The 24,346-nt window shown below is 72.2% G+C and carries 22 protein-coding genes and 2 pseudogenes; 10 read left to right on the top strand and 14 right to left on the bottom strand.

The features are described 5' to 3' along the window. Positions 1-116: 116 nt before the first annotated feature. The 3 genes from rplT to infC all read right to left on the bottom strand — a co-directional run bounded on the left by rplT (position 117) and on the right by infC (position 1,677). Entirely contained in the window at positions 117-500 is a 384-nt protein-coding gene (gene rplT / locus I8N67_RS11675) for a 50S ribosomal protein L20 (RefSeq protein ID WP_200302808.1), read from the bottom strand. Positions 501-601: 101 nt separating this feature from the next. Next, complete coding sequence (gene rpmI / locus I8N67_RS11670) at positions 602-796, bottom strand: 50S ribosomal protein L35 (protein WP_037701701.1); 195 nt, start codon at positions 794-796, stop codon at positions 602-604. Positions 797-927: 131 nt separating this feature from the next. Then, a complete protein-coding gene (gene infC / locus I8N67_RS11665) occupies positions 928-1,677 on the bottom strand; it encodes a translation initiation factor IF-3 (RefSeq protein ID WP_200302875.1) in 750 nt (249 codons plus the stop codon). A 331-nt stretch (positions 1,678-2,008) separates the two neighbouring features. Here infC and I8N67_RS11660 point away from each other — a divergent pair, with 331 nt between their 5' ends. Then, entirely contained in the window at positions 2,009-2,365 is a 357-nt protein-coding gene (locus I8N67_RS11660) for a DUF1844 domain-containing protein (RefSeq protein WP_200302806.1), read from the top strand. 4 nt (positions 2,366-2,369) lie between these two features. On the opposite strand, the gene I8N67_RS11655 is transcribed toward I8N67_RS11660, so the two are convergent. Next, positions 2,370-3,149 (bottom strand): SseB family protein, encoded by a 780-nt coding sequence (locus I8N67_RS11655; RefSeq protein ID WP_200302805.1) that lies wholly within the window; start codon positions 3,147-3,149, stop codon positions 2,370-2,372. Positions 3,150-3,298: 149 nt separating this feature from the next. Here I8N67_RS11655 and I8N67_RS11650 point away from each other — a divergent pair, with 149 nt between their 5' ends. Beyond that, positions 3,299-4,336: a serine hydrolase gene (locus tag I8N67_RS11650; protein ID WP_200302803.1), complete on the top strand. Its 1,038-nt coding sequence runs from the start codon at positions 3,299-3,301 to the stop codon at positions 4,334-4,336. A gap of 3 nt (positions 4,337-4,339) precedes the next feature. On the opposite strand, the gene mycP is transcribed toward I8N67_RS11650, so the two are convergent. Then, positions 4,340-5,548: a type VII secretion-associated serine protease mycosin gene (mycP, locus tag I8N67_RS11645; RefSeq protein ID WP_200302801.1), complete on the bottom strand. Its 1,209-nt coding sequence runs from the start codon at positions 5,546-5,548 to the stop codon at positions 4,340-4,342. After that, a complete protein-coding gene (locus tag I8N67_RS42520) occupies positions 5,545-7,374 on the bottom strand; it encodes a hypothetical protein (protein WP_234045511.1) in 1,830 nt (609 codons plus the stop codon). The genes mycP and I8N67_RS42520 overlap by 4 nt, the downstream gene beginning before the upstream one ends. Positions 7,375-7,663: 289 nt before the next feature. Between I8N67_RS42520 and I8N67_RS11635 the strand changes: the two genes are divergently transcribed. Then, entirely contained in the window at positions 7,664-8,866 is a 1,203-nt protein-coding gene (locus I8N67_RS11635) for an amino acid deaminase/aldolase (protein WP_200302799.1), read from the top strand. 36 nt (positions 8,867-8,902) lie between these two features. Here the strand turns inward: I8N67_RS11635 and I8N67_RS11630 are convergent, their stop codons facing one another. The 4 genes from I8N67_RS11630 to I8N67_RS11615 all read right to left on the bottom strand — a co-directional run bounded on the left by I8N67_RS11630 (position 8,903) and on the right by I8N67_RS11615 (position 13,586). Next, on the bottom strand, positions 8,903-9,823 hold the full coding sequence (locus I8N67_RS11630) for a DUF2510 domain-containing protein (protein WP_200302797.1): 921 nt from the start codon (positions 9,821-9,823) through the stop codon (positions 8,903-8,905). Between the two features lie 178 nt (positions 9,824-10,001). Next, complete coding sequence (locus tag I8N67_RS11625; protein WP_200302795.1) at positions 10,002-10,793, bottom strand: 3-oxoacyl-ACP reductase; 792 nt, start codon at positions 10,791-10,793, stop codon at positions 10,002-10,004. Beyond that, positions 10,790-12,202 (bottom strand): aldehyde dehydrogenase family protein, encoded by a 1,413-nt coding sequence (locus I8N67_RS11620; RefSeq protein WP_200302793.1) that lies wholly within the window; start codon positions 12,200-12,202, stop codon positions 10,790-10,792. Before I8N67_RS11620 ends, I8N67_RS11625 begins: the two co-directional genes overlap by 4 nt. 25 nt (positions 12,203-12,227) lie before the next feature. Further along, positions 12,228-13,586 carry a glutamine synthetase family protein gene (locus I8N67_RS11615; RefSeq protein WP_200302791.1) on the bottom strand — a complete coding sequence of 453 codons (1,359 nt, stop codon included), beginning with the start codon at positions 13,584-13,586 and terminating at the stop codon, positions 12,228-12,230. A gap of 84 nt (positions 13,587-13,670) precedes the next feature. On the opposite strand from I8N67_RS11615, the gene I8N67_RS11610 reads away from it, so the two are divergent. The 3 genes from I8N67_RS11610 to I8N67_RS11600 all read left to right on the top strand — a co-directional run bounded on the left by I8N67_RS11610 (position 13,671) and on the right by I8N67_RS11600 (position 16,766). Further along, positions 13,671-14,417: a FadR/GntR family transcriptional regulator gene (locus I8N67_RS11610; protein ID WP_200302789.1), complete on the top strand. Its 747-nt coding sequence runs from the start codon at positions 13,671-13,673 to the stop codon at positions 14,415-14,417. A gap of 172 nt (positions 14,418-14,589) precedes the next feature. Next, positions 14,590-16,035 carry an ethanolamine permease gene (gene eat, locus I8N67_RS11605; protein WP_200302787.1) on the top strand — a complete coding sequence of 482 codons (1,446 nt, stop codon included), beginning with the start codon at positions 14,590-14,592 and terminating at the stop codon, positions 16,033-16,035. A 38-nt stretch (positions 16,036-16,073) separates the two neighbouring features. Further along, complete coding sequence (locus I8N67_RS11600) at positions 16,074-16,766, top strand: gamma-glutamyl-gamma-aminobutyrate hydrolase family protein (RefSeq protein WP_200302785.1); 693 nt, start codon at positions 16,074-16,076, stop codon at positions 16,764-16,766. A 90-nt stretch (positions 16,767-16,856) separates the two neighbouring features. Here the strand turns inward: I8N67_RS11600 and I8N67_RS11595 are convergent, their stop codons facing one another. Next, entirely contained in the window at positions 16,857-17,777 is a 921-nt protein-coding gene (locus I8N67_RS11595) for a LysR family transcriptional regulator (protein ID WP_200302783.1), read from the bottom strand. On the opposite strand from I8N67_RS11595, the pseudogene I8N67_RS44985 reads away from it, so the two are divergent. Further along, positions 17,742-18,128, top strand: a pseudogene (locus I8N67_RS44985) (SLAC1 family transporter); the annotation flags it as partial. The gene I8N67_RS11595 and the pseudogene I8N67_RS44985 sit on opposite strands and share 36 nt — an antisense overlap. 59 nt (positions 18,129-18,187) lie before the next feature. Here the strand turns inward: I8N67_RS44985 and I8N67_RS42515 are convergent. The 3 genes and pseudogenes from I8N67_RS42515 to I8N67_RS11580 form a co-directional block, all read right to left on the bottom strand. Then, a pseudogene (locus I8N67_RS42515) lies at positions 18,188-18,593 on the bottom strand (helical backbone metal receptor); the annotation flags it as partial. 7 nt (positions 18,594-18,600) lie between these two features. Next, positions 18,601-19,179 (bottom strand): helix-turn-helix domain-containing protein, encoded by a 579-nt coding sequence (locus I8N67_RS11585; protein WP_200302781.1) that lies wholly within the window; start codon positions 19,177-19,179, stop codon positions 18,601-18,603. An 861-nt stretch (positions 19,180-20,040) separates the two neighbouring features. After that, a complete protein-coding gene (locus I8N67_RS11580; protein ID WP_307835213.1) occupies positions 20,041-20,466 on the bottom strand; it encodes a glycine betaine ABC transporter substrate-binding protein in 426 nt (141 codons plus the stop codon). Between the two features lie 85 nt (positions 20,467-20,551). On the opposite strand from I8N67_RS11580, the gene I8N67_RS11575 reads away from it, so the two are divergent. The 3 genes from I8N67_RS11575 to I8N67_RS11565 all read left to right on the top strand — a co-directional run bounded on the left by I8N67_RS11575 (position 20,552) and on the right by I8N67_RS11565 (position 24,332). Further along, positions 20,552-21,481: a 5'-3' exonuclease gene (locus I8N67_RS11575; RefSeq protein WP_234045526.1), complete on the top strand. Its 930-nt coding sequence runs from the start codon at positions 20,552-20,554 to the stop codon at positions 21,479-21,481. A gap of 172 nt (positions 21,482-21,653) precedes the next feature. Then, positions 21,654-22,499 carry a siderophore-interacting protein gene (locus I8N67_RS11570; RefSeq protein ID WP_200302777.1) on the top strand — a complete coding sequence of 282 codons (846 nt, stop codon included), beginning with the start codon at positions 21,654-21,656 and terminating at the stop codon, positions 22,497-22,499. 195 nt (positions 22,500-22,694) lie between these two features. Continuing rightward, the gene (locus I8N67_RS11565; protein ID WP_200302775.1) at positions 22,695-24,332 is read left to right on the top strand and encodes a serine hydrolase; all 1,638 of its coding nucleotides are present in this window, start codon (positions 22,695-22,697) and stop codon (positions 24,330-24,332) included. Positions 24,333-24,346: the final 14 nt, after the last annotated feature.

The following is a 24,346-nucleotide window of genomic DNA, read 5'->3' as shown; positions in this document are numbered from 1 at the left end:
GGGATGGGACGGGCAGGGGCGGCGGAGGCGAGGAAGGGGACGGCCCTCGGACGCACTCGGACCCGCAGGCTGCTGCCTGCGGGTCCGGATACTTTCGGCTCAAGCCCAGCGCAGCGTCACGCGGCCTTGGGCGCGTTCACATCCGCCGGCAGCGCCTTCTGGGCGACCTCGACGAGCGCGGCGAACGCGCCCGCGTCGTTGACGGCCAGCTCGGCGAGGATCTTGCGGTCGACCTCGATGTTCGCGGCCTTCAGACCCTGGATGAGGCGGTTGTACGTCATGCCGTTCTGGCGAGCCGCAGCGTTGATGCGCTGGATCCACAGCTGACGGAAGTCGCCCTTGCGCTTCTTGCGGTCGTTGTAGTTGTAGACCAGCGAGTGGGTGACCTGCTCCTTGGCCTTGCGGTACAGACGCGAACGCTGACCGCGGTAGCCGGAGGCGGCTTCGAGGATCGCCCGGCGCTTCTTGTGGGCGTTGACTGCCCGCTTGACGCGTGCCACTTTTTAGCTCCTTGTAGCGGGGCCGTGGTGGGACTCACACGGCCCGGAATCGATGGGGTCCCGGTCCTGACGTACGGCGCTCGGTCCGAGCGCCGCGTAGGTCACTTGCCGAGAAGCTTCTTGATCTTCGCGGCGTCACCCGGGGCCATCTCGGCGTTGCCGGTGAGGCGACGCGTCACGCGGGACGACTTGTGCTCGAGATAGTGGCGCTTGCCGGCGCGCTCACGGAGCACCTTGCCGGAGCCGGTGATCTTGAAGCGCTTGCTGGCACCGCTGTGCGACTTATTCTTCGGCATAGCGCCGTTCTCTCCTCGTCGGTGGCGCTCCGGTGCCCGGTCGTTGAACCGGGCACGACGGAACGTCATTTCTATCGGTTGGCACCCTGGACTCGTATCCAGGGCTTCCCCCGGACTCGCGTCCCGGGGACTTACGCCTCGGCAGGCTCCTCGGCAGGCGCCTCGAGATCGACGTCGGCATCGACGTCGAGGTCGACATCGTCGTCGAGGTCGGAGTCGGCGGCGTTCTGCGAGCGGCCGGGGTTGGCCTTCGCTTCCGCCTTCCGGGCCTCCTGCGCCTGACGGGCCTCGGCCATCGCCTCGGTCTTCTTCTTGTGCGGACCGAGAACCATGATCATGTTTCGGCCGTCCTGCTTCGGGTTCGATTCGATGAACCCGAGCTCCTGGACGTCCTCCGCGAGACGCTGCAGCAGTCGGTAGCCCAGCTCGGGCCGGGACTGCTCGCGACCACGGAACATGATCGTGATCTTGACCTTGTCGCCCTGCTTGAGGAACCGGACGACGTGACCCTTTTTGGTGTCGTAGTCGTGCGGGTCGATCTTCGGCCGGAGCTTCATCTCCTTGATGACCGTGTGCGCCTGGTTCTTGCGCGCCTCACGGGCCTTCATGGCCGACTCGTACTTGAACTTCCCGTAGTCCATGAGCTTGCAGACCGGCGGACGCGCGGTCGCGGCGACCTCGACCAGGTCGAGGTCGTACTCCTGCGCAAGCTCCAGGGCCTTGGCAAGCGGGACAATCCCGACCTGCTCGCCGCTGGGACCGACAAGTCGCACCTCGGGAACGCGAATCCGGTCGTTGATGCGAGGCTCGGCGCTGATGGATCCTCCTCGGTAGCACCCACACGACGGTCTGGCGGACCGCCGCGTATGTCTGGTTGACATGTAGACCAACCATCGCGGCGCATGAAAAATGCCCCGGACGGGACACAGGCGGGGCTCCATGTACTGCCGGAGCACCGCCGCGGGTGTGCCGCGGGGCGCAATATCGGACGACTCCACCGTCCGTACGGAACGGTGGGGACCGCCTGACCGGGTGACCTGCCGTCCCGGAGGGCGGTCAGGTGGGAGTTCGGAGCCTCCACTTGCGGGCCGGACACACAGGTATCCAGCCGGTCGTTGTCCAACCATAGCGGGTTGACGCGGGGGGTGCCAATTCGGGCGCGACGGCCTCCCACAGGCGGGGGCGGGCGGGCCGGGGCCTATCGTGTGGGGCATGAGTGAGACCCCTGCTGAGAGCCCCGACTTCGACTCGATGACCCGCGACATCGCCGAGGTCCCCGCGGTCGAGGTGATCGTGACGGTCGCCGTCAACCTGATGAGTGCCGCCGCGGTGAAGCTCGGGCTGACCGAAGAGGGCGACAAGTACAAGGACCTGGACGAGGCCCGCAAGCTGGTGCACGCCCTCGCCGGTCTGCTCGACGCGTCCGCGACCGAGATCAGCTCCTTCCACGCGGCGCCGCTGCGCGACGGTCTGAAGTCGCTGCAACTGGCGTTCCGCGAGGCGTCGCTCGTGCCCGACGAGCCGGGCCAGGGCCCGGGCGAGAAGTACACGGGCGCGGTCTACGGCTAGGACGTCAGCTTCGTACGTACAAGGGCTCGCCCGGTGGCGTCGCCCCGGCCGGCAGCAGTGCCAGGTCGAGGCCGCGTACCAGGCGGGCCCGCAGTGTGTCGTCGGCGGCGAGACGGCCGGCGACCGACCGCGCGGTCTCGGCCGGCGGGGCGGCGGTGTCCAGGACGAGGGCGAGGGTGCCGTCCGACTGTCCGGGGCCGAGGTGGGCGCGGAGCACGGCCGGCTCGGCGGCGACGGCGGCGCGTACTGCGTCGACGACGGCGGGGTCGGCGAGCGGGTCGGTGGTGGTGCGGCCCTCGGCGAGCGCGAGCAGGGCGCGGCCGGTCAGCTCATAGGCGACCGGCCCGGCGAGGTCGAGCACGATCGTGTCGGCCTTCTCGTGCGCGGCGGCCTGGAGCGCCTGGTGCAGGGGTACGGCGACGGGGCGGGCGGCGGGGTCCCAGCGGGCCAGCGAGTCGGTGGAGGTGAAGGCGGGCAGGGCGGTGCGGCCGCCGGCCTTCAGGGTGGGGACGGCCATGTCGCTGGTCTTCTCGCGGCGCAGCCCGCCCTCCCGTCGCCCACCACCGCCCTTCCAACGAGCTTCGCTCCCCTCCTGACCGTCGATCTCGACCTCGCCGAGCACGGCCACGACGGGGACGAGCAGCCGGGCGCCCTTGAGCGCTTCCAGGACGGGGGCCACGGCGGTCCGGTCCTCGGCCCAGGCGGCGAGCGCGGTGCTCAGCCGGGGGTCGGCGGAGCCGTCGTCGTCGGAGAAGCCGGAGTCGGGAATGTTCTTGTTCGCCACGGTCGCCGACCCTATCGGGGGAAGTCTCCAGGGGTTATGCCGGGCCGGAAACGTGACCGTCACATCACTCACGGTTTTCTCAGCTTTCCCTGACAAGCATCTAACAATCGCCTAACCAAGCGCACAGCGCGGCGCAGAACCATCGCGTCATGCCCTCACACGGAGCCCGTCGCAGCGCCCGCCCCTCCGGGCGCCGTCCGCTCTTCCACGCCGTGCTGGCCTCGGTCGTCGTCGTGGTCGGCACGGCCGCCGGGACGGTGTACGTGAAGGCCCAGGCACACGGGGGCGGGAGCACCGCCGTATCGTCGTCGGCGTCGTCGGTATCGCCCTCCGCCTCCACCGCGCCGGGAGCGGACGCGGTCGTTGGGGAGGCTTCGGTGGAACCTGTGGCGGAGCCCGAAGTGGATCACGACGAGCTGCTCGCGGCGGCGCTCGAGGACGTGACGGTCGAGGACGGGGCGGCGGTGTCCGTGGCCGTGCTCGACCTGACGTCCGGGGACACGGCTGTGTACGGGGACGAGCGGTTCGACACCGCCAGCATCGTGAAGGCGGACATCCTGGCGGCTCTGCTGCTCCAGGCGCAGGACGCCGGCCGGCAGCTCACGGCCCAGGAGAAGGCGTACGCCGGCGCGATGATCCGGGAGAGCGACAACGTCTCCGCGACGGCGCTGTGGAAGGCGATCGGGCAGGCGGCCGGTCTCGACGCGGCGAACGAGCGGTTGGGGCTGACCGGCACCGAGGGGGGCGACGGCCTGTACTGGGGCCTGACGCAGACCACGGCGGCCGATCAACTCGTCCTGCTCCAGCAGGTGTTCGGGGACGAGGACGCGTCGGAGCTGAGCCCGGCCTCGCGGACGTATCTCCAGGGGCTGATGGGACAGATCGCCGAGGGGCAGGACTGGGGTGTCTCGGCGGTGGCCGACGACGGGTCCGCGGGGTCCGCGTTCGCCCTGAAGAACGGGTGGCTGCCGCGTACCGCCACCGGGCTGTGGGACATCAACAGCATCGGGCGGGTCACCGTGGACGGGCAGGAGTACCTGGTCGCGGTGGTGTCGAACGGCAACACGACGAAGGCGAAGGGGGTCGCGCTGGTCGAGGCGGCGGCCCGGGCGGCCGTCTCGGTGTTCGGCGCCGCGGCGGACTCCCTGGAGGCGACGGCCCCGGCGAGCACGGCCGCCACCTCGTAGGCGTCAGATCACGTACTCGTCGGGCCGGCCGCGACCGCGTCCCCGCCAGGCCGCCACCGCGGTGACCAGCAGGACCACGCCGAGGCCGCCGGCGGCGGGGGCGGTCCAGCCGACGGCCGGGTCCTCCTCCTCCGCCGGGTCCGGGCCGGCGCCGAAGTACTCGCGGCCGTACGAGGCGGATCTGAGGTCGTCGGGGGTGAGCTCGCCGCCCGCCTGGATGGCGGCCGCCGGGTCGACGAAGCCGAAGCCGCGGGCGTCGTCGCGGCCGCCGACGGGGGCGTTGCGGGCGGTGTCCTCCAGGAGCCGCTTGACCTGGGCGGGGGTCAGGCCGGGGTGGGCCGCCTCGATGAGGGCGACGGCGCCCGAGACGAAAGCCGCGGCGGCGCTGGTGCCCCAGCCCTCGTAGTACTTGCGGTCGGGGTCGGCGATGACGACGTCGACGCCGGGGGCGCTGACGGTGGCGTACCAGCGGCGGGTGGAGAACGCGGCGCGGGTGCCGTTCTCGTCGACGGCGGCCACCGCGATCACGCCCGGGTAGGCCGCCGGGTAGGAGATGTGGTCGCCCTTCTCGCCGCCGTTGCCGGCCGAGGCGACCACGATGGAGCCCTTCTCGAGGGCGTACTGGACGGCGGCGTCCTCGGAGGGTTCGGGGTGGGCGGACTCGGAGTCGTCGCCGAGGGAGAGGTTGATGACGTCGGCGCCCTGGTCGGCGGCCCAGCGGATGCCCTCGGCGAGGGCGTTGCCCCGGGTGCTGCGGGCCTTGGCGCGGGCGGAGTCGCCGTCTTCGAGGATGACGCGGACGGGGAGGATCTTCGCCTCCGGGGCGATGCCGAGGACGCCGTCGCCGTCGTTCACGCCGTGTCCGTGTCCGGCGATGATGCCGGCCATGGCTGTGCCGTGGCGGGCCCAGGCGCGGTCGCCGCGCGAGGCGCCGAAACCGACCATGTCCTTCGTCGGCAGGACGTTGCCCGCCAGGTCCGGGTGTTCGTCGTCGACGCCCGTGTCGAGGACCGCGACGGTGATGCCCGCGCCCTTGGTGGTGCGCCACGCCTCCTGCGTGTACATGGCGTCCAGCGCCCACTGCTGGTCCCGGATGCCGTCGGCGTGGGCGGCGGTGGACGGCAGGAGGGCCAGGGAGGCGGCGAGCGGGACGCTGAGGAGGCCGACGCGCAGGGAGCGTCGGCCGATCGTCCCGGTTTTCTCGGCTCTCATGAAGGCTTCTCCGTGGCGGACGCGGCGGTCCTGCGCAGTCCGCGTTCGATGCGGTCGGCGAGGCCCTTCGCCTCGTGGCCGAGGCCGGACTGGGCGGGGGCCGTGGTGGCGCCGGACTCCATGGCGTCCTCGGCGGGCTGGGGTTCGGTGACGCTGCGGCCGTCGGCGAAGCCCGAGACGGCGTAGACGACGACGGGGACCTCGGTGAGCACGGAGATGGTCCAGGAGGCCCGCTGGTCGTCGCCGAAGCCGGCGGCGACGGTGTCCTTGGCGGCGTACGGGCGGGGCATCAGGTCGGTGCGGCGGTCGAGGCCGTCCTGCTCGAAGCGGGCCTTGAGGGAGGTCATGGTGGTGGCGTCGGCCTTGGTGAACATCAGGCCGACGGTGGTGACGTTGCTGCGGGTGGCGTCGGTGTAGGTGGCGCGCAGCAGGCGCAGACAGCCGACGGGGGAGAGTGCCTTGCGCAGCAGGGGGTCGAAGGCGTCCGCGCAGCCGCTGTCCGGTGCGACGGCGATCCGGGTCCAGGCGCGGTCGGTGCCGCCGGGTCCGGCGCCCTCGCCCTGCACGGTGGGCGGAAAGAGTTCGTCCACGGGTACGCCGTGCCACAGTTCACCGGCCACCGCGAAGGTGTCGCGGGCGCCGTCCGTCCCGGGGTCCCCGGTGAGCCAACTCCCGGCCGCCGCGCCGCCGATGAGGCCGACGCCCAGCACCACGCACGCGGCCACGGCCGCCGCCCGGGCCCCGGAGGCCCGCGGTTTTCGCCGTACGCCGCGCGGTTCGGTCTGCGTCCACGGCGCGGTGTCGGGCTGCGCGAACGACACGAAGGGCCGTCCGGGGGACTCGCCGAGCGCGGCGTCGATGGCTTCGGCGGACCGCCGGGACGGGCCCGTCGGGGGCTGCCAGCCGCCGGGGCGGTCGGGTGTGAGGGGGCGCGGCCGGGGGGTGCCCTCGGGGGCGGCCTCTTCGGGCAGGGGGCGGCGGAGGGTCGTGGGCGGTACGGCGCTGCCGGGAGCCGGTGCGCCGGTACGGGGCGGCGCCGCCGGGGGGCGGCCGGCCGGGCGGGGCGCCGTGTCGCCGGGGGCGGAGCCGGTGGGACGGGGCGGCCGGCCGCCGGAGGCCGGGGCGGAGTCGGCGGCCTGGTCGTCCGTGCGCCGGGCGGCGTCGCGTGCCGGGGGCGGGGCGTCCGGGAAGCGGGAAGAGGCCACCGGGGGCGGTGGGGCGGCCGCGGTGCCGCTGTTCTGGCCCGCGGTGCGCCGGAAGTCGGAGAAGCGCGGGTGCTCGGCGCGCAGCCGGGCGGTGCTGGTGTCGGTGGTGGCGCCGCGTGCGGGCCCCTGTCCGGCCGTCGGGCCCGAGCCGTGCGCACGGGAGGGCGCGGGGCCGCCCTGGCCGGCCGAACTCTGCCTGTTCTCCGGCGAGTTGGTGGCGTCGGCGCCGTACGGTCGTCGTTGCCCGTCCGGGGTGCCCGAATGCCGGGCGTCCCGTGAGGTGGTCGGCGCCGCGGCCGGTCGCGGTGGTGTGGTGGGCCGCGCGGGGGCGCCGGCGGCCGGGGGCCGCTGCGGACGTCGTGGTGCGGTCGACCCGGCCCCGGTGGAGGGGGCGCTGTCCGGGCGGGGCGGCGGCAGCGGCTGCGATGAGGCGCTTTCGGTGGACGGACGCGCGCCCGGCACCTGGTTGTCCGGGTCGGCCTCACGCGACGGCGGCTGTGGACGTTTCTCGTCGCGCGCGGCGCCGTCGGGTGGTGTGGAGGTGTGGCCCGGGGGTATCGGCGGGCGGGGTGGCGCCGGTGGGCGTGGGGGGATGGAGGCGCGGCGCGCTTCCGTGCTCATGCACCCCCCGCTTTCCTCGTCCCGGGCCGACCCGGAGGTCGTCCGGGCGTCCGACCGCCCGTGGGGAGCGGCCGTCACGCATACCGTGGGAGTCGCGCCGCCGTCGGTCCGCCACACCACAGGCAAGCCATACCCGTGGCAGCGGATCGGCATCCCCGTCGAGGTCGTCCCTGCGTGCGCGTCACTCTACGGGTTGGCCCCGCTCGAACGGGAACCAGTCGACGGGACCGCGGCTTCTGCCCGGAACGTCCCCCTACCCTGCGGTAATCATGTCTGGCAGTCTTCGTCCATGACTGCGCGCGCCGCCGACCGGGCCCGCTACGACCGGGCCACCGCTCATCTCGACGCGCCTTTGGCGATCGTCGACCTCGACGCCTTCGACTCGAACGCCGACGACCTCCTCCGCAGGGCCGGCGGCAAGCCGATCCGCGTCGCGAGCAAGTCCGTTCGCTGCCGGGCGCTGCTGGAGAGGGTCCTGGCCCGTGAGGGCTTCCAGGGCATCATGTCGTTCACTCTCGCCGAGTCCCTGTGGCTGGCCCGTTCCGGGTTCGAGGACGTCCTCCTCGCCTACCCGTCGGCCGACCACGAGGCCTTCGCCGAGCTGACGGGCGACCCCAAGCTCGCCGCCGCCGTGACCGTGATGGTCGACGACCCGGCCCAGCTTCAGCTGATCGACAACTCCCGGCGGGGCGGCACCGAAGTGGTGCGCGTCTGCCTGGAGTTGGACACCTCGCTGAAGCTTCTCGGCGGCCGGGTGCGCGTCGGAGCCCTGCGCTCCCCGCTGCGCTCCCCCGCGCAGGTCGCCGACATGGCGCGGGCCGTCGCCGGACGCCCGGGGTTCAAGCTGGTCGGGATCATGGCGTACGAGGGGCATATCGCCGGGGTCGGCGACTCGGTGGCCGGACGGCCGCTGCGGTCGCGGGCGGTACGGCTGATGCAGGCCACCGCGAAGAAGGAGCTGGCCGCGCGCCGGGCCGAAGTGGTGCGCGCGGTACGGGTGGTGGCACCGGACCTGGAGTTCGTCAACGGCGGCGGCACGGGCAGTGTGCAACACACGGCGGCGGAGGACTCGGTCACCGAGATCGGCGCCGGGTCGGGGCTGTACGTGCCGCGGCTCTTCGACAACTACACCTCGTTCAGCGGGCGTCCGGCCGCGCTCTTCGCCATGCCCGTCGTCCGGCGCCCGGGTGTCGGGGTCGTCACCGTCCTGGGCGGCGGCTACCCGGCCTCCGGCGCGCCGGGACGCGACCGGCTGCCCGTGCCGTATCTGCCCGAGGGGCTGAGATACGACCCGCAGGAGGGTCCCGGCGAGGTGCAGACCCCGCTGCTCGGCGCGCCCGCGGACGATCTGCTCCTCGGCGACAAGGTGTGGTTCCGGCACGCCAAGGCCGGTGAGCTGTGCGAGCGGTTCGACGTGCTGCACCTGGTGGAGGGCGGCGAGGTGACGGCGACCGTGCCGACGTACCGCGGCGAGGGTCACACGTTCCTGTAGGCCGACAGGGCCCGGTGGTTGCCGGGCCCCTCGGGCTCACGAGGGGCCGAGGCTGCTGCCCACTCCCCCGCCCGTGCCGGCGTCGCCCACCGGTCGGATGCCCTTGACGATCGTGTCGATGTCGCCGACCGGGGGGCCGTCGTCGCCCGCGTCGATGGCGAACCGGACGAGGACGGGGGCCTCGGAGCCGCTGCTGGACGGGAAGACGAGGGACTGGACATAGCCGCCGGGTCCCGCCCCGGTGGTCACGCGCCAGCGCACGAAGTACCCGGCGCGGCCGGCGACGGCGACCGAGCCGGAGTCGACGACCTCGTGGCCGGTGATCCCGTTGTACGGGCGCCGGTCCAGCGTGTCGCGGTCGTACGCGTCGTTCGCCGCGTCCTCGATGTCGTTCTCGGCGAGGGCCTTCGGGGAGGTCTCGTCGCTGCCGGTGACGGTCCGCGAGACGACCGTGCCGGCTCGGCAGAGGCCGTCGTCGCCGGGGCAGTCGTAGATGCCGTCGGTGACCAGGACGGCGTCGTCCTCGGCGGATCCGTCGCCGTCGATCCAGCCGTCGAGGATCGGGAAGGTGATGCCGTTGAGGTCGTCCACGGCGGTCGACGCGTCGTCGGAGGGCTTGGACGAGGACTTCGACGGGGAGGGGCTGTCGCTCCCGTCGGCGCCGGTCGTCGGGGATGCCGTCGCCGTGCGCGTCTCCTGGCCGCCGTCGCCGTCCTCGCCGAGCAGGAGGACGCCGCCCGTGACCGCCCCGGCGACCAGGACGGCCCCGGCGGCGGCCAGCACGACGACCTTGGTACGCCCGGGCCCCTTGCGGGTGGGCGGCCGCGGCGGGCCCACGGGCTGCCGAAGCTGCTCCGGCTGGCGCCGGTGGTCGGTCCACGCGGTCCCGTCCCACCAGCGTTCGGTGAGCGGGTAGGACGGGTCGCTGTACCAGCCGGGCGGCGGCGAACTGCTCATCCCGGCACTCTAATCACACCGGCTGTGCCGGTGTTCTCGATGCCGGTGTTCTCTGTGCGCGGTTCTCCGTGCGCGGTTCTCCGTGCGCGGTTCTCCGTGCGCGGTTCTCCGTGCGCGGTTCTCCGAGCGCGGTTCTCCGAGCGCGGTTCTCCGAGCGCGGTTCTCCGAGACAGAACACCTAGAGCGGGGTGACGTACGCGCCCGAGATGCCGCCGTCGACCAGGAAGTCGGTGGCGTTGACGAAGGACGAGTCGTCGCTGGCGAGGAAGGCGACGGCCGCGGCGATCTCCTCGGCCTCCGCGAACCGGCCGACCGGGATGTGCACGAGCCGGCGCGCGGCCCGCTCCGGGTCCTTCGCGAACAGTTCCTGGAGGAGGGGGGTGTTGACCGGGCCGGGGCAGAGGGCGTTGACGCGGATGCCCTCGCGGGCGAACTGCACGCCCAGCTCCCGCGACATGGCCAGTACACCGCCCTTGGAGGCCGTGTACGAGATCTGCGAGGTCGCGGCGCCCATCCGGGCCACGAAGGACGCGGTGTTGATGATCGAGCCCTTGCCCTGGCGGCGCATGTAGGGGATCGCGGCCTTGCAGCACAGGTACACGGAGGTGAGGTTGACCTCCTGGACGCGCTTCCACGCCTCCAGGCCGGTCTCCAGGATGGAGTCGTCGTCGGGCGGTGAGATGCCCGCGTTGTTGAAGGCGATGTCGACGCTGCCGTAGGTGTCGTACGCGGCCTTGAAGAGCGCCTCGACCTGCTCGGGGTCGGTGACGTCGACCTTCACGAAGAGCCCGTCGACCTCCTCGGCGGCGGCCTTGCCGCGTGCCTCGTCGACGTCGGCGCAGACTACGTGCGCGCCCTCGGAGGCGAGCCGGCGCGCGGCGGCGAGGCCGATGCCGCTGCCGGCACCGGTGATGACGGCGGTACGGCCGGCCAGTCGGCGGCAGATGTTGTCGTCGGGGGATGCGGTCACTGTGCGGGGCCTTCCGTGCTGATGAAGACGTTCTTGGTCTCGGTGAAGGCGGTCAGAGCGTCCGGGCCGAGTTCGCGGCCGATACCGGACTGCTTGTAGCCGCCGAAGGGGGTCGAGTAGCGGACGCTGGAGTGGGAGTTGACGGACAGGTTGCCCGCGCGGACGGCCTGCGAGACGCGCAGCGCGCGGCCGACGTCCCGGGTCCAGATGGAGCCGGAGAGGCCGTAGGGGGTGTCGTTGGCGAGCCGGATCGCGTCGGCCTCGTCGTCGAAGGGGAGGACGACGGCGACCGGTCCGAAGACCTCCTCGGCGGCCACACGCGCGTGGGCCTCGACGCCGGTGAGGACGGTCGGCGGGAACCAGAAGCCGGGGCCCTCGGGGGCCTTGCCGCAGATGCCGGGCGCGTCCGGGTCGACGTAGGAGCGGACGCGGTCCAGTTGGGCCCTGGAGATCAGCGGGCCCATCTGGGTGTTCTCGTCGGCCGGGTCGCCGACGCGGACGGACTCGATGCCGGGGGCGAGGAGGTCCAGGAAGCGGTCGTAGGCGGAGCGCTGGACGAGGATGCGGGTGCGGGCGCAGCAGTCCTGGCCGGAGTTGTCGAGGAATGCCATGGGAGCCGCGGCGGCGGCGGCTTCGAGGTCGGAGTCGGCGAAGACGATGTTGGGGCTCTTGCCGCCGAGTTCGAGGGTGATGCGCTTGAGCAGCGCCGAACCCTTTGCCAACACCTGTTTGCCCACGGCTGTTGACCCGGTGAAGACGATCTTCGCGATGCCGGGGTGCTCGACGAGGGCGTTGCCGGTGACCGGGCCGTGGCCGGGCAGCACCTGGAGGAGGCCCTCGGGCAGGCCCGCCTCCAGGGCGAGTTCGGCGAGGCGGAGGGCGGTGAGCGGGGTGGTCTCGGCGGGCTTGAGGAGCACCGCGTTGCCGGCCGCGAGCGCGGGGGCGAAGCCCCAGGCCGCGATGGGCATCGGGAAGTTCCAGGGGGCGATCACGCCGATGACGCCGAGCGGTTCGAGGAGGGTGATGTCGAGGCCGCCGGCGACCGGGATCTGGCGTCCGGTGAGGCGTTCGACGCCGCCGGCCGCGTAGTCGAGCAGGTCCCTGACGTTGCTCGCCTCCCAGCGGGCGTTGCCGATGGTGTGGCCGGCCTCGCGGACCTCCAGCCGGGCCAGCTCCTCGAGGTGCTCGTCCACGGTCACGGCGAAGGCGCGCAGTCGCCGGGCGCGGTCGGCGGGGGCCATGGCGGCCCACAGCCGCTGGACCTTCGTCGCCAGGGCGACGGCCGCGTCGACGTCCGCCGCGGTGGCGGCCGGGACGGTGGCGATGACCTCCTCGGTGGCGGGGTTGAGTACCTGGAGCCGCGGCTCGTACCGCCGGGGCTGCTCGGCCTGCTCGGACTGTGCGGACAAGAAAGGGGCCTCTCGGTGCGGGTGTCTACAGGCGTTCGAAGGAGCGGCGCAGCTCCCAGTCGGTCACGGCGGCGTCGAAGGCGGCCAGCTCGACGCGGGCCATGTTGCGGTAGTGCGCGACGACCTCGTCGCCGAAGGCGGCCTTGGCGATCGGGCTGTTCTCCCACAGCTCGGCTGCCTCGCGCAGGGTCGTCGGCACCTGTGCGTACCCGGCCGAGTAGGCGTTCCCCGTACACACCTCCGGCAGCTCCAGCTTCTGCTCTATGCCGTACAGCCCGGCCGCGATCAGCCCGGCGACGGCGAGGTGCGGGTTGACGTCCCCGCCGGGGAGCCGGTTCTCGAAGCGCATCGAGCGGCCGTGCCCGACGACGCGCAGCGCACACGTCCGGTTGTCGTAGCCCCAGGCCACGGCGGTCGGCGCGAAGGAGCCCGGCTGGAACCGCTTGTAGGAGTTGATGTTGGGCGCGTAGAGCAGCGAGAAGTCACGGAGCGCGGTGAGCTGTCCGGCGAGGAAGTGCCGCATGACCGGCGACATGTCGTGGCCGTCGGCCATGACGTTGCCACCGTCGGCGTCCGCGAGCGAGAGGTGGATGTGGCAGGAGTTGCCCTCGCGCTCGTTGTACTTCGCCATGAAGGTGAGCGACACGCCCTCCTGGGAGGCGATCTCCTTGGCGCCGGTCTTGTAGATGGCGTGCTGGTCGCAGGTGACCAGGGCGTCGTCGTACTTGAACACGATCTCGTGCTGCCCCGGGTTGCACTCGCCCTTGGCGGACTCGACGGTCAGCCCGGCGCCCTCCATCTCGTTGCGGATGCGGCGCAGCAGGGGCTCGATGCGGCCCGTGCCGAGGACGGAGTAGTCGATGTTGTACTGGTTGGCCGGGGTGAGGCCCTTGTAGCCCAGGTCCCAGGCCTGCTCGAAGGTGTCCTTGAAGACGATGAACTCCAGCTCGGTGCCGACGTTGGCCGTGTAGCCCAGCTCGGCCAGCCGCTCCAGCTGGCGGCGCAGGATCTGACGGGGCGCGGCGACGACGGGTGAGCCGTCGTTCCACGCCAGGTCGGCGATGAGCATGGCCGTACCCTCGTTCCACGGCACCCGGCGCAGGGTGCTGAGGTCGGGGTGCATGGCGAAGTCGCCGTAGCCCCGGTCCCAGGAGGACATCTCGTAGCCGTCGACGGTGTTCATCTCGGTGTCGACGGCGAGCAGGTAGTTGCAGCCCTCGGTGCCGTGGGCCAGCACCTCGTCGAGGAAGAAGCGCGCGGCGAAGCGCTTGCCCTGCAGGCGCCCTTGCATGTCGGGGAAGGCCAGGACGACAGTGTCGATCTCACCGCCCGCGACGAGGGCGTGCAGTTCCTCGACGGAGAGCGGGGGTGTGCGTTCTGCCACGGGAAAGCCTCCTTGGGCTTTTCGGCCATCCGGGAGCCATAAGGTATTACCCATAACCATTAGTTGGGAAGGGGGTTCGGTCACATGTCGCAGACGGGGGCGGGGCAAGGGACACCGGAGGCCGGTGACCGGCTGACGTCGGTACTGCGGCCGGTGCGGGCGGGCAACGGCTTCGAGGAGGCCCTGGAGCAGGTGCTCCAGGTCGTCCGGCTCGGCCTGGTGCCGAGCGGCGAGCGGCTGCCGGCCGAGCGCGACCTGGCCGACCGGCTCGGGATCAGCCGGGTCACCCTCCGCGAGGTCCTGAAGGTCCTGCAGGACCAGGGGCTGATAGAGGCGCGACGGGGGCGGTACGGCGGGACGTTCGTCCTGCCGCGCGCCCACGCCCCCGGCGAGGACGAGCTGCGCCGCCGCCTGAAGGGTGTCGACGTCGAGGACACGCTGCGTTTCCGCGAGGTGCTGGAGGTGGGCGCGGCCGGGCTGTGCGCGTCGCACGGCCTGACCGGCGAACAGGCCGACCGGCTGCGCGAGGCCCTGGCCCACACGCACGACGCGCCGCTCACCGAGTACCGCCGCCTGGACACCCTGCTGCACCTCACCCTCGCCGAGCTGTCCGGCTCCCCCACGCTCACCACCCAGTACGCGGCCGTCCGCGCGACGGTCAACGACCTGCTCGACTGCATACCGCTGCTGGTGCGCAACCTCGAACACTCCCAGCAGCAGCACGCCGCCCTGGTGGAGGCCGTGCTCGACGAGGACGCCGACGCGGCGCGGGAGATCATGCGCGAGCACTGCTCGGGAACGGCGGCCCTGCTGCGCGGCTTCCTGGGCTGAGCCGCCCCCGACCTCCCACCTCGGACGAGCAGGGATTTACGGACGCTTAACGCAGGGGTATTGCTTTTCTGCCACCAGCCCCACAAAGGTATGGCTCTATTCCATTGAGTCAGGGCCTGTCGACCCCGCAGCGCCCGGAAGAGTCCGTGTCCGCCGCGTGGGAAGTTGCGCCATGTCCATGAAATCCACCAGCACGAGCAGCACCGACAAGCCCGACGACTATCTGGACCGCCGAGCTCTCCGCCGGGGCAGCGCCGGCTGGGTGCTGCTCACCGGTCTCGGTGTCGCCTACGTCGTCTCCGGCGACTTCTCCGGCTGGAACTTCGGCCTCGCGGAGGGCGGCTTCGGCGGCCTGGCCATCGCCACGGTCCTCATGGGCACCATGTACGCCTGCATGGTCTTCGCCCTCGCCGAGCTGTCCGCGATCCTGCCCACGGCGGGCGGCGGCTACGGCTTCGCACGCCGGGCGCTCGGCCCGTGGGGCGGCTTCCTGACCGGTACGGCGATCCTCATCGAGTACGTCCTCGCGCCGGCCGCCATCGTGATCTTCATCGGTGACTACGTCGAGTCGTTGGGTCTGTTCGGCCTGACATCGAGCTGGCCGGTCTACCTGTTCTGCTTCGCGCTCTTCATCGGTATCCACCTGTGGGGCGTCGGCGAGGCGCTGATCGTCAGCTTCGTCGTCACCGGTATCGCGGTCGCCGCCCTCGTCGTCTTCGCCCTGGGCGCGCTGCCCGACTTCGACGTGGCGTCGCTCGACGACATCCCGGTGGACGCCGCCGCCTTCGGCTCGAACTCGTGGCTGCCCATGGGCCTGCTCGGCATCTGGGCGGCGTTCCCGTTCGGCATGTGGTTCTTCCTGGGCGTCGAGGGCGTGCCGCTGGCCGCCGAGGAGACCAAGGACCCGGCCCGTACGCTGCCGAAGGCCATCCGCTGGTCGATGGGCGTCCTCGTGGTGCTGGCCGTGATCACCTTCCTCGCCGCCACCGGGGCGCGCGGCTCGAACGCGATCCAGGAGGCGGGCAACCCGCTCGTCGAGGCACTGCAGCCGGACGGCAAGGCGACCCCGCTCAGCCGGTTCGTGAACTACGCCGGTCTGGCCGGCCTCGTGGCCTCGTTCTTCTCCCTGATCTACGCGGGCTCCCGGCAGCTGTTCGCGCTCTCCCGCGCCGGCTACCTGCCCCGGGTCCTGTCGCTGACCAGCAGCCGCAAGGCCCCCTACCTGGGCCTGCTGGTCCCGGGCACCATCGGCTTCGTCCTGGCGGCGGCCACCGGGGACGGCGCCCTCCTGCTCAACATCGCCGTCTTCGGCGCCACGATCAGCTACGCGCTGATGTCCCTGTCGCACATCGTCCTGCGCCGCCGCGAACCGGGTCTGGAGCGGCCGTACCGGACGCCGGGCGGGGTCCTGACGTCCTCGGTCGCGCTGGTCCTGGCCTGCTCCGCGCTGGTGGCGACCTTCCTGGTGGATGTGACGGCCGCGTTCATCGCGCTCGGTGTGTACGCGGTCGCGGTGGCGTACTTCGGGCTCTACAGCCGCAAGCACCTGGTGGCGAAGGCTCCGGAGGAGGAATTCGCCGCGCTGGCCGCGGCCGAGGCAGAGTTGTCACGGGACTGAACATTTCCCGATCCGTCCCGCCGCTGGAAGGAGCACGCGTGGCAAGGCCGCTGATCGGTGTGAGTACGTATCTGGAGTCCGGCGCCCGCTGGGGTGTCTGGGAGCTGGAGGCGGCACTGCTGCCGATCGGCTATCCGCGGCTCGTCCAGGCGGCGGGCGGCATCGCCGCGATGCTGCCGCCGGACGACCCGTCGTACGCGGCGGAGGCCGTCGCCCGTCTCGACGGGCTGGTCATCGCCGGCGGCCCCGACGTCGACCCCGCCCGGTACGGCGACGAGCGCTCCCCCCGCTGCGGCCCGCCCGCGCCCCAGCGCGACGCGTGGGAGCTGGCCCTGATCCGGGCGGCACTGGCCACCGGCACACCCCTCCTCGGGATCTGCCGCGGCATGCAGCTCCTCAACGTCGCGCTCGGCGGCACACTGGTCCAGCACCTCGACGGCCATGTGACCGAGGTGGGCGTCTTCGGCCGCCACGGCGTGAAGCCGGTGCCGGGCACCCGGTACGGGGACGTCGTCCCCGAGGAGACCGCCGTACCGACGTACCACCACCAGGCCGTCGACCGCCTCGGCGAGGGCCTGCACGCCTCGGCGTACGCGGCGGACGGCACGGTCGAGGCGATCGAACTCCCCGATCCGGCCTGGGTGTTGGGTGTGCAGTGGCATCCCGAGATGGGTGAGGACACCCGGGTGATGCAGGCCCTCACGCGGGCCGCAGCCGCCCGCGCCCGCTGATCACTGACGGCTGACGGCTGACGGCTGACGGCTGACGGCTGACGGCTGACGGCTGACGGCTGACGGCTCCAGAGCCTCCCCGGGCCGAGGTCAGGCCAGGGGGGCCCGCGTCAGCCCCAGCAGGTCCCGCGCAGGTCCCGTCGGCCGGTGCCCCGTCGGCCAGACGGCCCGCAGGGCCCGGCGCAGGCGTACGCCCTCCACCGGGATGCGGATCAGCCGGCGGGCGGAGAGTTCCTCGCCGAGGGCGAGTTCGCTGAGCACGGCGGGGCCGGCTCCGCTCAGCGCGGAGGACTTGACCGCCGTGGTGGAGGAGAGCTCGATGAGGGGGCGGGCCAGGGTGCCGAGGGCCGCTTCCAGGACCTGGCGGGTGCCGGAACCCTTCTCGCGGAGGATCAGCGGGGTCGCGGCCAGCTCCGCCGCGTCCAGGGGTTTGCGGCGGCGGGCCCAGGGGTGACTGGGGGCCGTCACGACGATCACGTGGTCGTGGGCTATCACGGCCGCGTCGAGGCCGGCCGGGACGGTCGGCCCCTCGACGAACCCCAGGTCGGCCTCGTCCGCGAGCAGCCGCTCCGCGACGACCGTCGAGTTGCCCGCGAGGAGCGAGACCGCCGTGTCCGGGCGCGCGGTGCGCAACGCGATGAGCCAGCCGGGCAGCAGATACTCGGCGATCGTCATGCTGGCGGCGACGCGGAGCCGGGAGTCGCGCCGGTCGCGCAGCGCCTGCGCCCCCACGTCGAACACCTCGGCCGCCTCCACGATCCGCCGGGCCCAGTCCGTGACCAGCGCGCCCGCGTCCGTGAGCCGGGACCCGCGCGGCGACCGGTCGACCAGGGCGACGCCCAGCTGGCGTTCCATCGAGCGGATCCGGCTGCTCGCGGCCGGCTGGGTGATCCCCAGCTCCCGCGCCGCCCGCCCGAGCGAGCCCAGCCGTGCCACGGCCAGCAGCAGTTCGAGGGCCCCGAGATCCGGCACCCGATGGGCCAGCCCGCCCCGCTCCGCGCTCTCACTCATAACCCCAGCTTATGTCCCCGTACAAGCGGACTCCCTGGTGGGGGCCCGCCGGGCGGCGGGACGCTCGCAGCATGGCCACCGCAGCCCGTCCAGGCCGTGCAGTACATCCGGCGCATCCGGTGCCTCCAGTGCCTCCATCGGCGGTTCTTCCCCACCCGCGACTCCACTTCCCCGCCCCCCGCCCCCCGCCACCTCGGCCCCAACTGGTACGCCCCCGTCATGGGCACCGCCATCGTGGCCACGGCCGGTGCCGGGCTCCCCCTGGACGTGCCGGGGCTGCGGACGGCCTGTACGGCGGTCTGGGCCCTCGCTCTCCTCTCTCTGGCCGTCCTCCTCGGCGCCCGCGCCCTGCACTGGGCCCACCACAACCAGGCCCGCGCCCACCTCCTCGACCCGGCCGTGGCCCCCTTCAGGTCGCCGGCGAAGGTGTCCCGGCCGAGGACCATCCAGGGCCGGCGCCAGAGGGGCACCACGGCGGTCGTACGACGGTCGGGCGCCGGCCCCTGCGCCACCGGCCCCGGCAGCCCGGGCCACGCCCTCTCCGTACCTCGGTGACGAGGACCTCGACGCCCGCCTCCCGCAGGGCGGTCAGGTCGGGCTCGCGGTTCTCCTCCTCGTTGGCGATCACGAGGTCGGGGGCGAGCCGGACGATCGTGTCGATGCCGGGGTTCTTGGTCCCGCCGACCCGGACGACGTCGAGGTCACGGGGGTGGTCGCACCAGTCGGTGGCGCCGACCAGCACTCCGGGCAACGAGAGGAAGCCACGGCCTCGGTCAGCGACGGGACGAGTGAGACGACTCGGGACACGGAGCGCACGACGGTGTCACGCGCCCTGGCGGTGGCGGTCCTCCAGGGCCTCGATGTGGTCCGCGACGGCCACCACGATCACCCGGGTGTCGGGCTCGGTGGCCCGCCACCGGTGCCGCACACCACCGGACATGTACAGCGTGTCGCCGCGCCCGAGGCGGTGGGCGCGGCCCTCGGCCTCGACCTCGACGGCGCCGTCGGCGACGTACAGCAACTCGTCGTTGCGGTGCTGTACCTCGCGGCCCTCGTCGTGGTCGCCGGTGAACTCCATGGCGTGCAGCTGGTGGTGACCACGTACCAGGGAGCGCGAGTGCGACTCGGGGGGCGTGAAGCCGTCCGCGGCGGCGCGTACGACATCGACGCTGCACGCCGGGTCGGCCGCGGCGAGGAGTTCGACGGCGGTGGTGCCGAGGGCGTCGGCGATACGGTCCAGGGAGGGCTTGCTGGGGCGGGCCCGCTCGTTCTCCACCTGGCTGAGGAAGGGAACCGACAGGCCGCTGCGCTCGGCCACGACGGCGAGGGTGAGCTCCTGTGCCCGGCGCCGCCGCCGGACGGCCGCGCCCACCCGAAGGGGCTGTTCTTTGTGGTCGCCCATAGCTCCGGCTCCCTCCTTCGCTCGTCGGTCGGCTCTCGGACGCCCGCTGGTCCGGCGTCCACTGTTCCGGTTACGGATGGCCACCCGTCCGGCACTCATCGGGCGCACTTCTCCTGATGAGTTCTCTGCACCCTACGCATGTTCGGCAAACCGTTTCACGTGCCCGTCACATCCCTGTAAACCAGGAGGAGGTCCATGCTGACGGTTCTCGCCAGTGGAGCGGTTGTCCCGCCTCCCCTCCCGGCTCCCCTCCCACCGCTCCTTCCCCTGGCACGAACAGGCTGACCAGGGGCGCGGGGCACCCCTCGGAGCCGGCGCCGAGAGCGGCCGACGGATTCGCGGGGGAGGCGCTGCCGCCGTGGAAGCGCGGGGTGACCCGGCCGGCACGTCCGGTCACCGGATCGCAGGCGTACGCCTCCCGGCCGCCGAAGTCGACCCGTGGACGTCGGTCCTCTCTCAGCACCAGCGATTTTCCGCCCGGTCATGCACGGTGACGTTCGCCGACGCATCCGGCCGCCCCCCGAGCCGCCACGGCACGCTCCTGCTGGTCATCGCGCTCGACCGCCGATCCGCAAAGTCCATTGACCCCGACGCGAGTTGACGGACGGTGCCGCACAATTCCCCGCAACCTTCCGGTGACTTCGCCCGTGTCGCCGCGCACGGCGGTGACCTCGGACGTGCCCCCGGCACATCGCGACCGGCTGCGCGGAGCGTCGTACGCGCGGTCCGCCCGGCCTGCCGAAGTGCGCCCGGATCGGGGTGACCGCAGCCCCACGATGCGGTTGTCCGGATCTCTCTCGTACGCCAGTACGTAACCACCTCGCCCGTTCGGTACGGCACCAGCGGCACGACGGACTCGGACTACTTCACCGGCGCCATCTCGTCGACGATCCCCGGGTGGGCGTCGATCCACTTCTGGACGCCCTCGTCCTCCTTGCCCCGCCCGGCCTTCTGGATCGCCTGCTCAAGGCTCATCAGTTCGTCCGGAGTCATGTGCCAGTTCTTCAGCCAGCCGTTCAGCTCGGAGTGCTTCTCGGGGAAGCCCTTGTGGGGGAGCGTCCTGATCTGGTTGTTGGCGTCCCAGGTCTGCTCGGGGTCGGCGAGCCGGGTGAGGTCGTACCTGTCGTACGCGCAGTGCGGCGACCAGAGCGTGACGGCGATCGGCTCCTTCTTCTGGTATGCGCGGTCCAACTGGGCGAGCATCGCGGAGGTGTTGGACTTGACCAGCTGGTACTCGCCCTTGAGACCGTACGCGTCCTGGACCGTGTCCGGGGCAGGGGTGTTCACGGAACGCGCCGGAGGAACGGGTTCGCGCACGCCACGTACGGGAGCGACCTGGGGTGGGAGCGGCGTGTCGGTGCAGTACGGCATGATGCGTGGCGTGACCCGACGCTTGATGCTTCTCGACACCGCCTCGCTGTACTTCCGAGCCTATTTCGGGGTGCCGGATTCCGTGAGGGCCCCGGACGGCACACCGGTGAACGCCGTGCGCGGGCTGCTGGAGTTCATCGACCGCCTGGTCAAGGACCACCGGCCGACGGACCTGGTGGCGTGCATGGACGCGGACTGGCGCCCGCAGTGGCGGGTCGATCTGATCCCCTCCTACAAGGCGCACCGCGTCGCCGAGGAGCACGCGGCCGGGCCGGACGAGGAGCAGGTGCCGGACACCCTGTCGCCGCAGGTGCCGGTCATCGAGGAGGTGCTGGACGCGCTCGGGATCGCGCGCGTGGGCGTCGCCGGGTACGAGGCGGACGACGTGATCGGCACCTTCACGGCCCTCGCGAAGGAGCCGGTCGACATCGTCACCGGCGACCGCGACCTGTACCAGCTGGTCGACGACGGGCGCGGGGTCCGTGTGCTGTATCCGCTCAAGGGCGTGGGCACTCTCCAGCTCACCGACGAGGCGTGGCTGCGCGGCAAGTACGGCGTGGACGGCCCCGGGTACGTGGATCTGGCCCTGCTGCGCGGCGACCCGAGCGACGGTCTGCCGGGGGTGCCCGGCATCGGTGAGAAGACGGCCGCGAAGCTGCTCGACCAGTTCGGCGACCTGACCGGGATCATGGCCGCGGTCGACGACCCGGCGGCCAGGCTCACACCGTCGCAGCGCAAGCGGCTCGACGAGGCCCGGCCCTACATCGCGGTCGCCCCCACGGTCGTACGGGTGGCGGCGGACGTACCCTTGCCTGACGTCGATACGGCTCTGCCGCGCGAACCGCGGGATCCGGCGGCGCTGGAGGCGCTCGCGGCGCGCTGGGGTCTCGGTGGTTCGCTACAGCGACTGCTCACGACGCTCCAGGCGTGAGGTGAACGCCCCGGGTGGGGCGTACGCCGGGGGGCGGGGTGACACTCGGGTGGTGAGGGCTCTGAGGCGCGATTCACATCGTGAAGTCCTCGTACACGCCTCAAGCATGGGGTGTTAATCAGGGGGAGATGCTAACTTAGGTAAGCCTTAGCTAGGTATTTGGGAGGCCGTCATGGCAGAGCGTCCGGTACGCAGGACCCCGAAGCCCCACTCCGCGCGCGTCGTCCGCACCGAGCGGCTCACCCCGCACATGCAGCGCGTCGTCCTCGGCGGCGATGGTCTCGCCGGGTTCTCACTGCGCGGCAGCACCGACCATTATGTGAAGTTCCTGTTCGGCCCCGAGGGTGTGACCTACCCGGAGCCCTTCGATCTCGAACGCATCCGCGCGGAGTTCCCCCGGGACCAGTGGCCGGTGACCCGGACGTACACCGTGCGTGCCTGGGATCGCGAACTGAGCGAGCTGACCGTCGACTTCGTGCTCCACGGTGACGAGGGCATCGCCGGTCCCTGGGCCACCCGCGTCCAGCCGGGCGAGCTGATCCGTTTCCTCGGCCCGGGCGGTGCCTACGCGCCCGATCCGGAGGCCGACTGGCATCTGCTCGTCGGCGACGAGAGCGCCCTGCCCGCGATCGGCGCCTCCCTGGAGGCTCTCCCCGACGGCGCCCGCGTCCACGCGATCGTCGAGGTCGCCGGGCCCGAGGAGGAGCAGAAGATCAACTCCGATGTGGATGTCGTCTGGCTGCACCGCGGGGACCGTCCCGTCGGCGTCGCCCTCGTCGAGGCCGTACGCGCGCTGGAGTTCCCCGAGGGCCGGCTGCACGCCTTCGTCCACGGCGAGGCCGCCTTCGTGAAGGAGCTGCGCCGCCTGCTGCGCGTCGAACTCGCCATTCCGCGCGAGGACTTGTCGATCTCCGGCTACTGGCGTCTCGGCCACGACGAGGACGGCTGGCAGGCGTCGAAGAAGGAGTGGAACGCGCGCGTGGAGGCGGAGCAGGACGGGGTGTCCGCGACGGCGTGACCGTCATGGTGTGGCGCGTGACCGTCATCGCGTGACCCGCGTGTCCACGAGGGTGGGCCCGTGTGACCTGCGGGTCCACCACCGCGCGCCCCCGTGTGACCTGCAGGTCCACCACCGCGCGCCCCCGTGTGACCCCCGGCGGCCGGGCCGCCTCCTCCACAGGACAAAGCCCGGCTCACCCGTTTGAATGAACGCATGGGTGCTCGACGGACGAGGACACATCGCGGCGGCAGGGCCCGGGGCGCGACGGCCCTGGCCTCGCTCCTGGTCCTCGGCGGTGCCCCGTTCGGTGTCGGCACCGCCTCGGCGGCTCCCCCGCCGCAACCGCCGCCCCAGCTCACTCAGGACGACGTCGACCGGGCGGTGGACGCGCTCGACGGCATCGTCGACCGCGCCATGGACCGGACCGGGGTGCCCGGCGTCGCGGTGGCCGTCGTGTACAAGGACCGGGTCGTCCACCTGGACGGCTACGGCAAGCGGCACGTGGGCCAGGACGGCGAGGTCGGCCCGGACACGGTGTTCCAGCTGGCGTCCCTGTCGAAGCCGCTGGCCTCGACCGTGGTCGCCGGGGCCGTCGGCGACAAGACGGTCGCCTGGGACGACCCGGTGGCCGGCCGGCTACCCGGTTTCGCCCTGAAGGACCCCTGGGTCACCGACCACGTCACCGTCGCCGACCTCTTCTCCCACCGCAGCGGCCTCCCCGACCATGCCGGGGACCTCCTGGAGGACCTCGGCTACAACCGGGAGTACATCCTCGGCCACCTCCGTCAGGAGCCCCTGACCCCGTTCCGCGCGAGCTACGCGTACACCAACTTCGGCGTCACGGCGGCGGGCGAGGCCGTGGCCGACGCCGCCGGGACAAGCTGGGAGAAGCTCTCCGAGGACACGCTCTACAAGCCGGCCGGCATGGACGCCACCAGCTCCCGCTTCAGCGACTACGAGGGCACGAACGACAAGGCCTTCGCCCACGTCCGCGCCGACGACAGCGACCACGACAGCGACAGCAGCGGCAGCGGCAGCGGCAGCGGCTGGGAGGCGAGGCACGTCCGGGACGCCGACGCCCAGTCACCGGCGGGCGGCGCCAGCTCCACGGTCCGCGACCTCTCCCGCTGGCTGCGCCTCCAGCTGGCCAACGGCGAGCTGGACGGCGACCGGATCATCGCCGCCGACCCCCTGGAACGCACCCACGTCCCCGAGATCGTCTCCAACCCACCGCCCGCACCGGCGGGCCGCGCCGGCTTCTACGGCCTCGGCTGGAACGTCGCCTACGACGACCTCGGCCGCCTCCGCCTGAGCCACTCCGGCGCCTTCGCCCTCGGCGTCAACACCAACGTCACGATGCTGCCCGGCGAGCAGCTCGGCATCGCCGTCCTCACCAACGGCGAACCCGTCGGCCTCGCCGACGCCGTCTCGTTCGACTTCTTCGACACGGCCCAGCACGGCAAGCCGACCGAGGACTGGCTGGACCTGGCCGGCCAGATCTACGAGCAGGAAGCCCAGAAGTCCCACTCCCCCACCGACTACACCAAGCCCCCCGAGGACGCCTCCGACGCGCGCCCCGACCCCACCTACACGGGCACCTACGGCAACGCGTACTACGGCCCCCTCACCGTCACCGAGACGGGCGGCGAACTGACCCTGCGCCTCGGCCCGAAGCCCATGACCTTCGCCCTGACCCACTACGACGGCGACACGTTCTACTTCGAGACGGTCGGCGAGAACGCCAGCGGCCCGTCCGGCGTGACGTTCAAGGGCGAGGAGGGCGGCAAAGCGACGACGGTGACGATCGAGGCGTTCGACGAGAACGGCCTCGGCACCTTCAGGCGGGGCTGACGTAACGGGGCAGG

The organism is Streptomyces adelaidensis (genome assembly GCF_016598475.1).
Taxonomy (GTDB): domain Bacteria; phylum Actinomycetota; class Actinomycetes; order Streptomycetales; family Streptomycetaceae; genus Streptomyces; species Streptomyces adelaidensis.
The sequence above is the reverse complement of the archived record's forward strand: the minus strand, read 5'-3'. Positions and strand labels throughout refer to the sequence as shown.

Coding starts and splice junctions, on each gene's coding strand:
- I8N67_RS11570 (WP_200302777.1), top strand. CDS start 21,654: ATGGCAGAGCGTCCGGTACGCAGGACCCCGAAGCCCCACTCCGCGCGC.
- I8N67_RS11610 (WP_200302789.1), top strand. CDS start 13,671: ATGTCGCAGACGGGGGCGGGGCAAGGGACACCGGAGGCCGGTGACCGG.
- I8N67_RS11630 (WP_200302797.1), bottom strand. CDS start 9,823: ATGAGCAGTTCGCCGCCGCCCGGCTGGTACAGCGACCCGTCCTACCCG.
- infC (WP_200302875.1), bottom strand. CDS start 1,677: ATGTCAACCAGACATACGCGGCGGTCCGCCAGACCGTCGTGTGGGTGC.
- I8N67_RS11635 (WP_200302799.1), top strand. CDS start 7,664: ATGACTGCGCGCGCCGCCGACCGGGCCCGCTACGACCGGGCCACCGCT.
- I8N67_RS42520 (WP_234045511.1), bottom strand. CDS start 7,374: ATGAGCACGGAAGCGCGCCGCGCCTCCATCCCCCCACGCCCACCGGCG.
- I8N67_RS11660 (WP_200302806.1), top strand. CDS start 2,009: ATGAGTGAGACCCCTGCTGAGAGCCCCGACTTCGACTCGATGACCCGC.
- I8N67_RS11575 (WP_234045526.1), top strand. CDS start 20,552: ATGCGTGGCGTGACCCGACGCTTGATGCTTCTCGACACCGCCTCGCTG.
- eat (WP_200302787.1), top strand. CDS start 14,590: ATGTCCATGAAATCCACCAGCACGAGCAGCACCGACAAGCCCGACGAC.
- I8N67_RS11585 (WP_200302781.1), bottom strand. CDS start 19,179: ATGGGCGACCACAAAGAACAGCCCCTTCGGGTGGGCGCGGCCGTCCGG.
- I8N67_RS11595 (WP_200302783.1), bottom strand. CDS start 17,777: ATGAGTGAGAGCGCGGAGCGGGGCGGGCTGGCCCATCGGGTGCCGGAT.
- I8N67_RS11650 (WP_200302803.1), top strand. CDS start 3,299: ATGCCCTCACACGGAGCCCGTCGCAGCGCCCGCCCCTCCGGGCGCCGT.
- I8N67_RS11565 (WP_200302775.1), top strand. CDS start 22,695: ATGGGTGCTCGACGGACGAGGACACATCGCGGCGGCAGGGCCCGGGGC.
- mycP (WP_200302801.1), bottom strand. CDS start 5,548: ATGAGAGCCGAGAAAACCGGGACGATCGGCCGACGCTCCCTGCGCGTC.
- rpmI (WP_037701701.1), bottom strand. CDS start 796: ATGCCGAAGAATAAGTCGCACAGCGGTGCCAGCAAGCGCTTCAAGATC.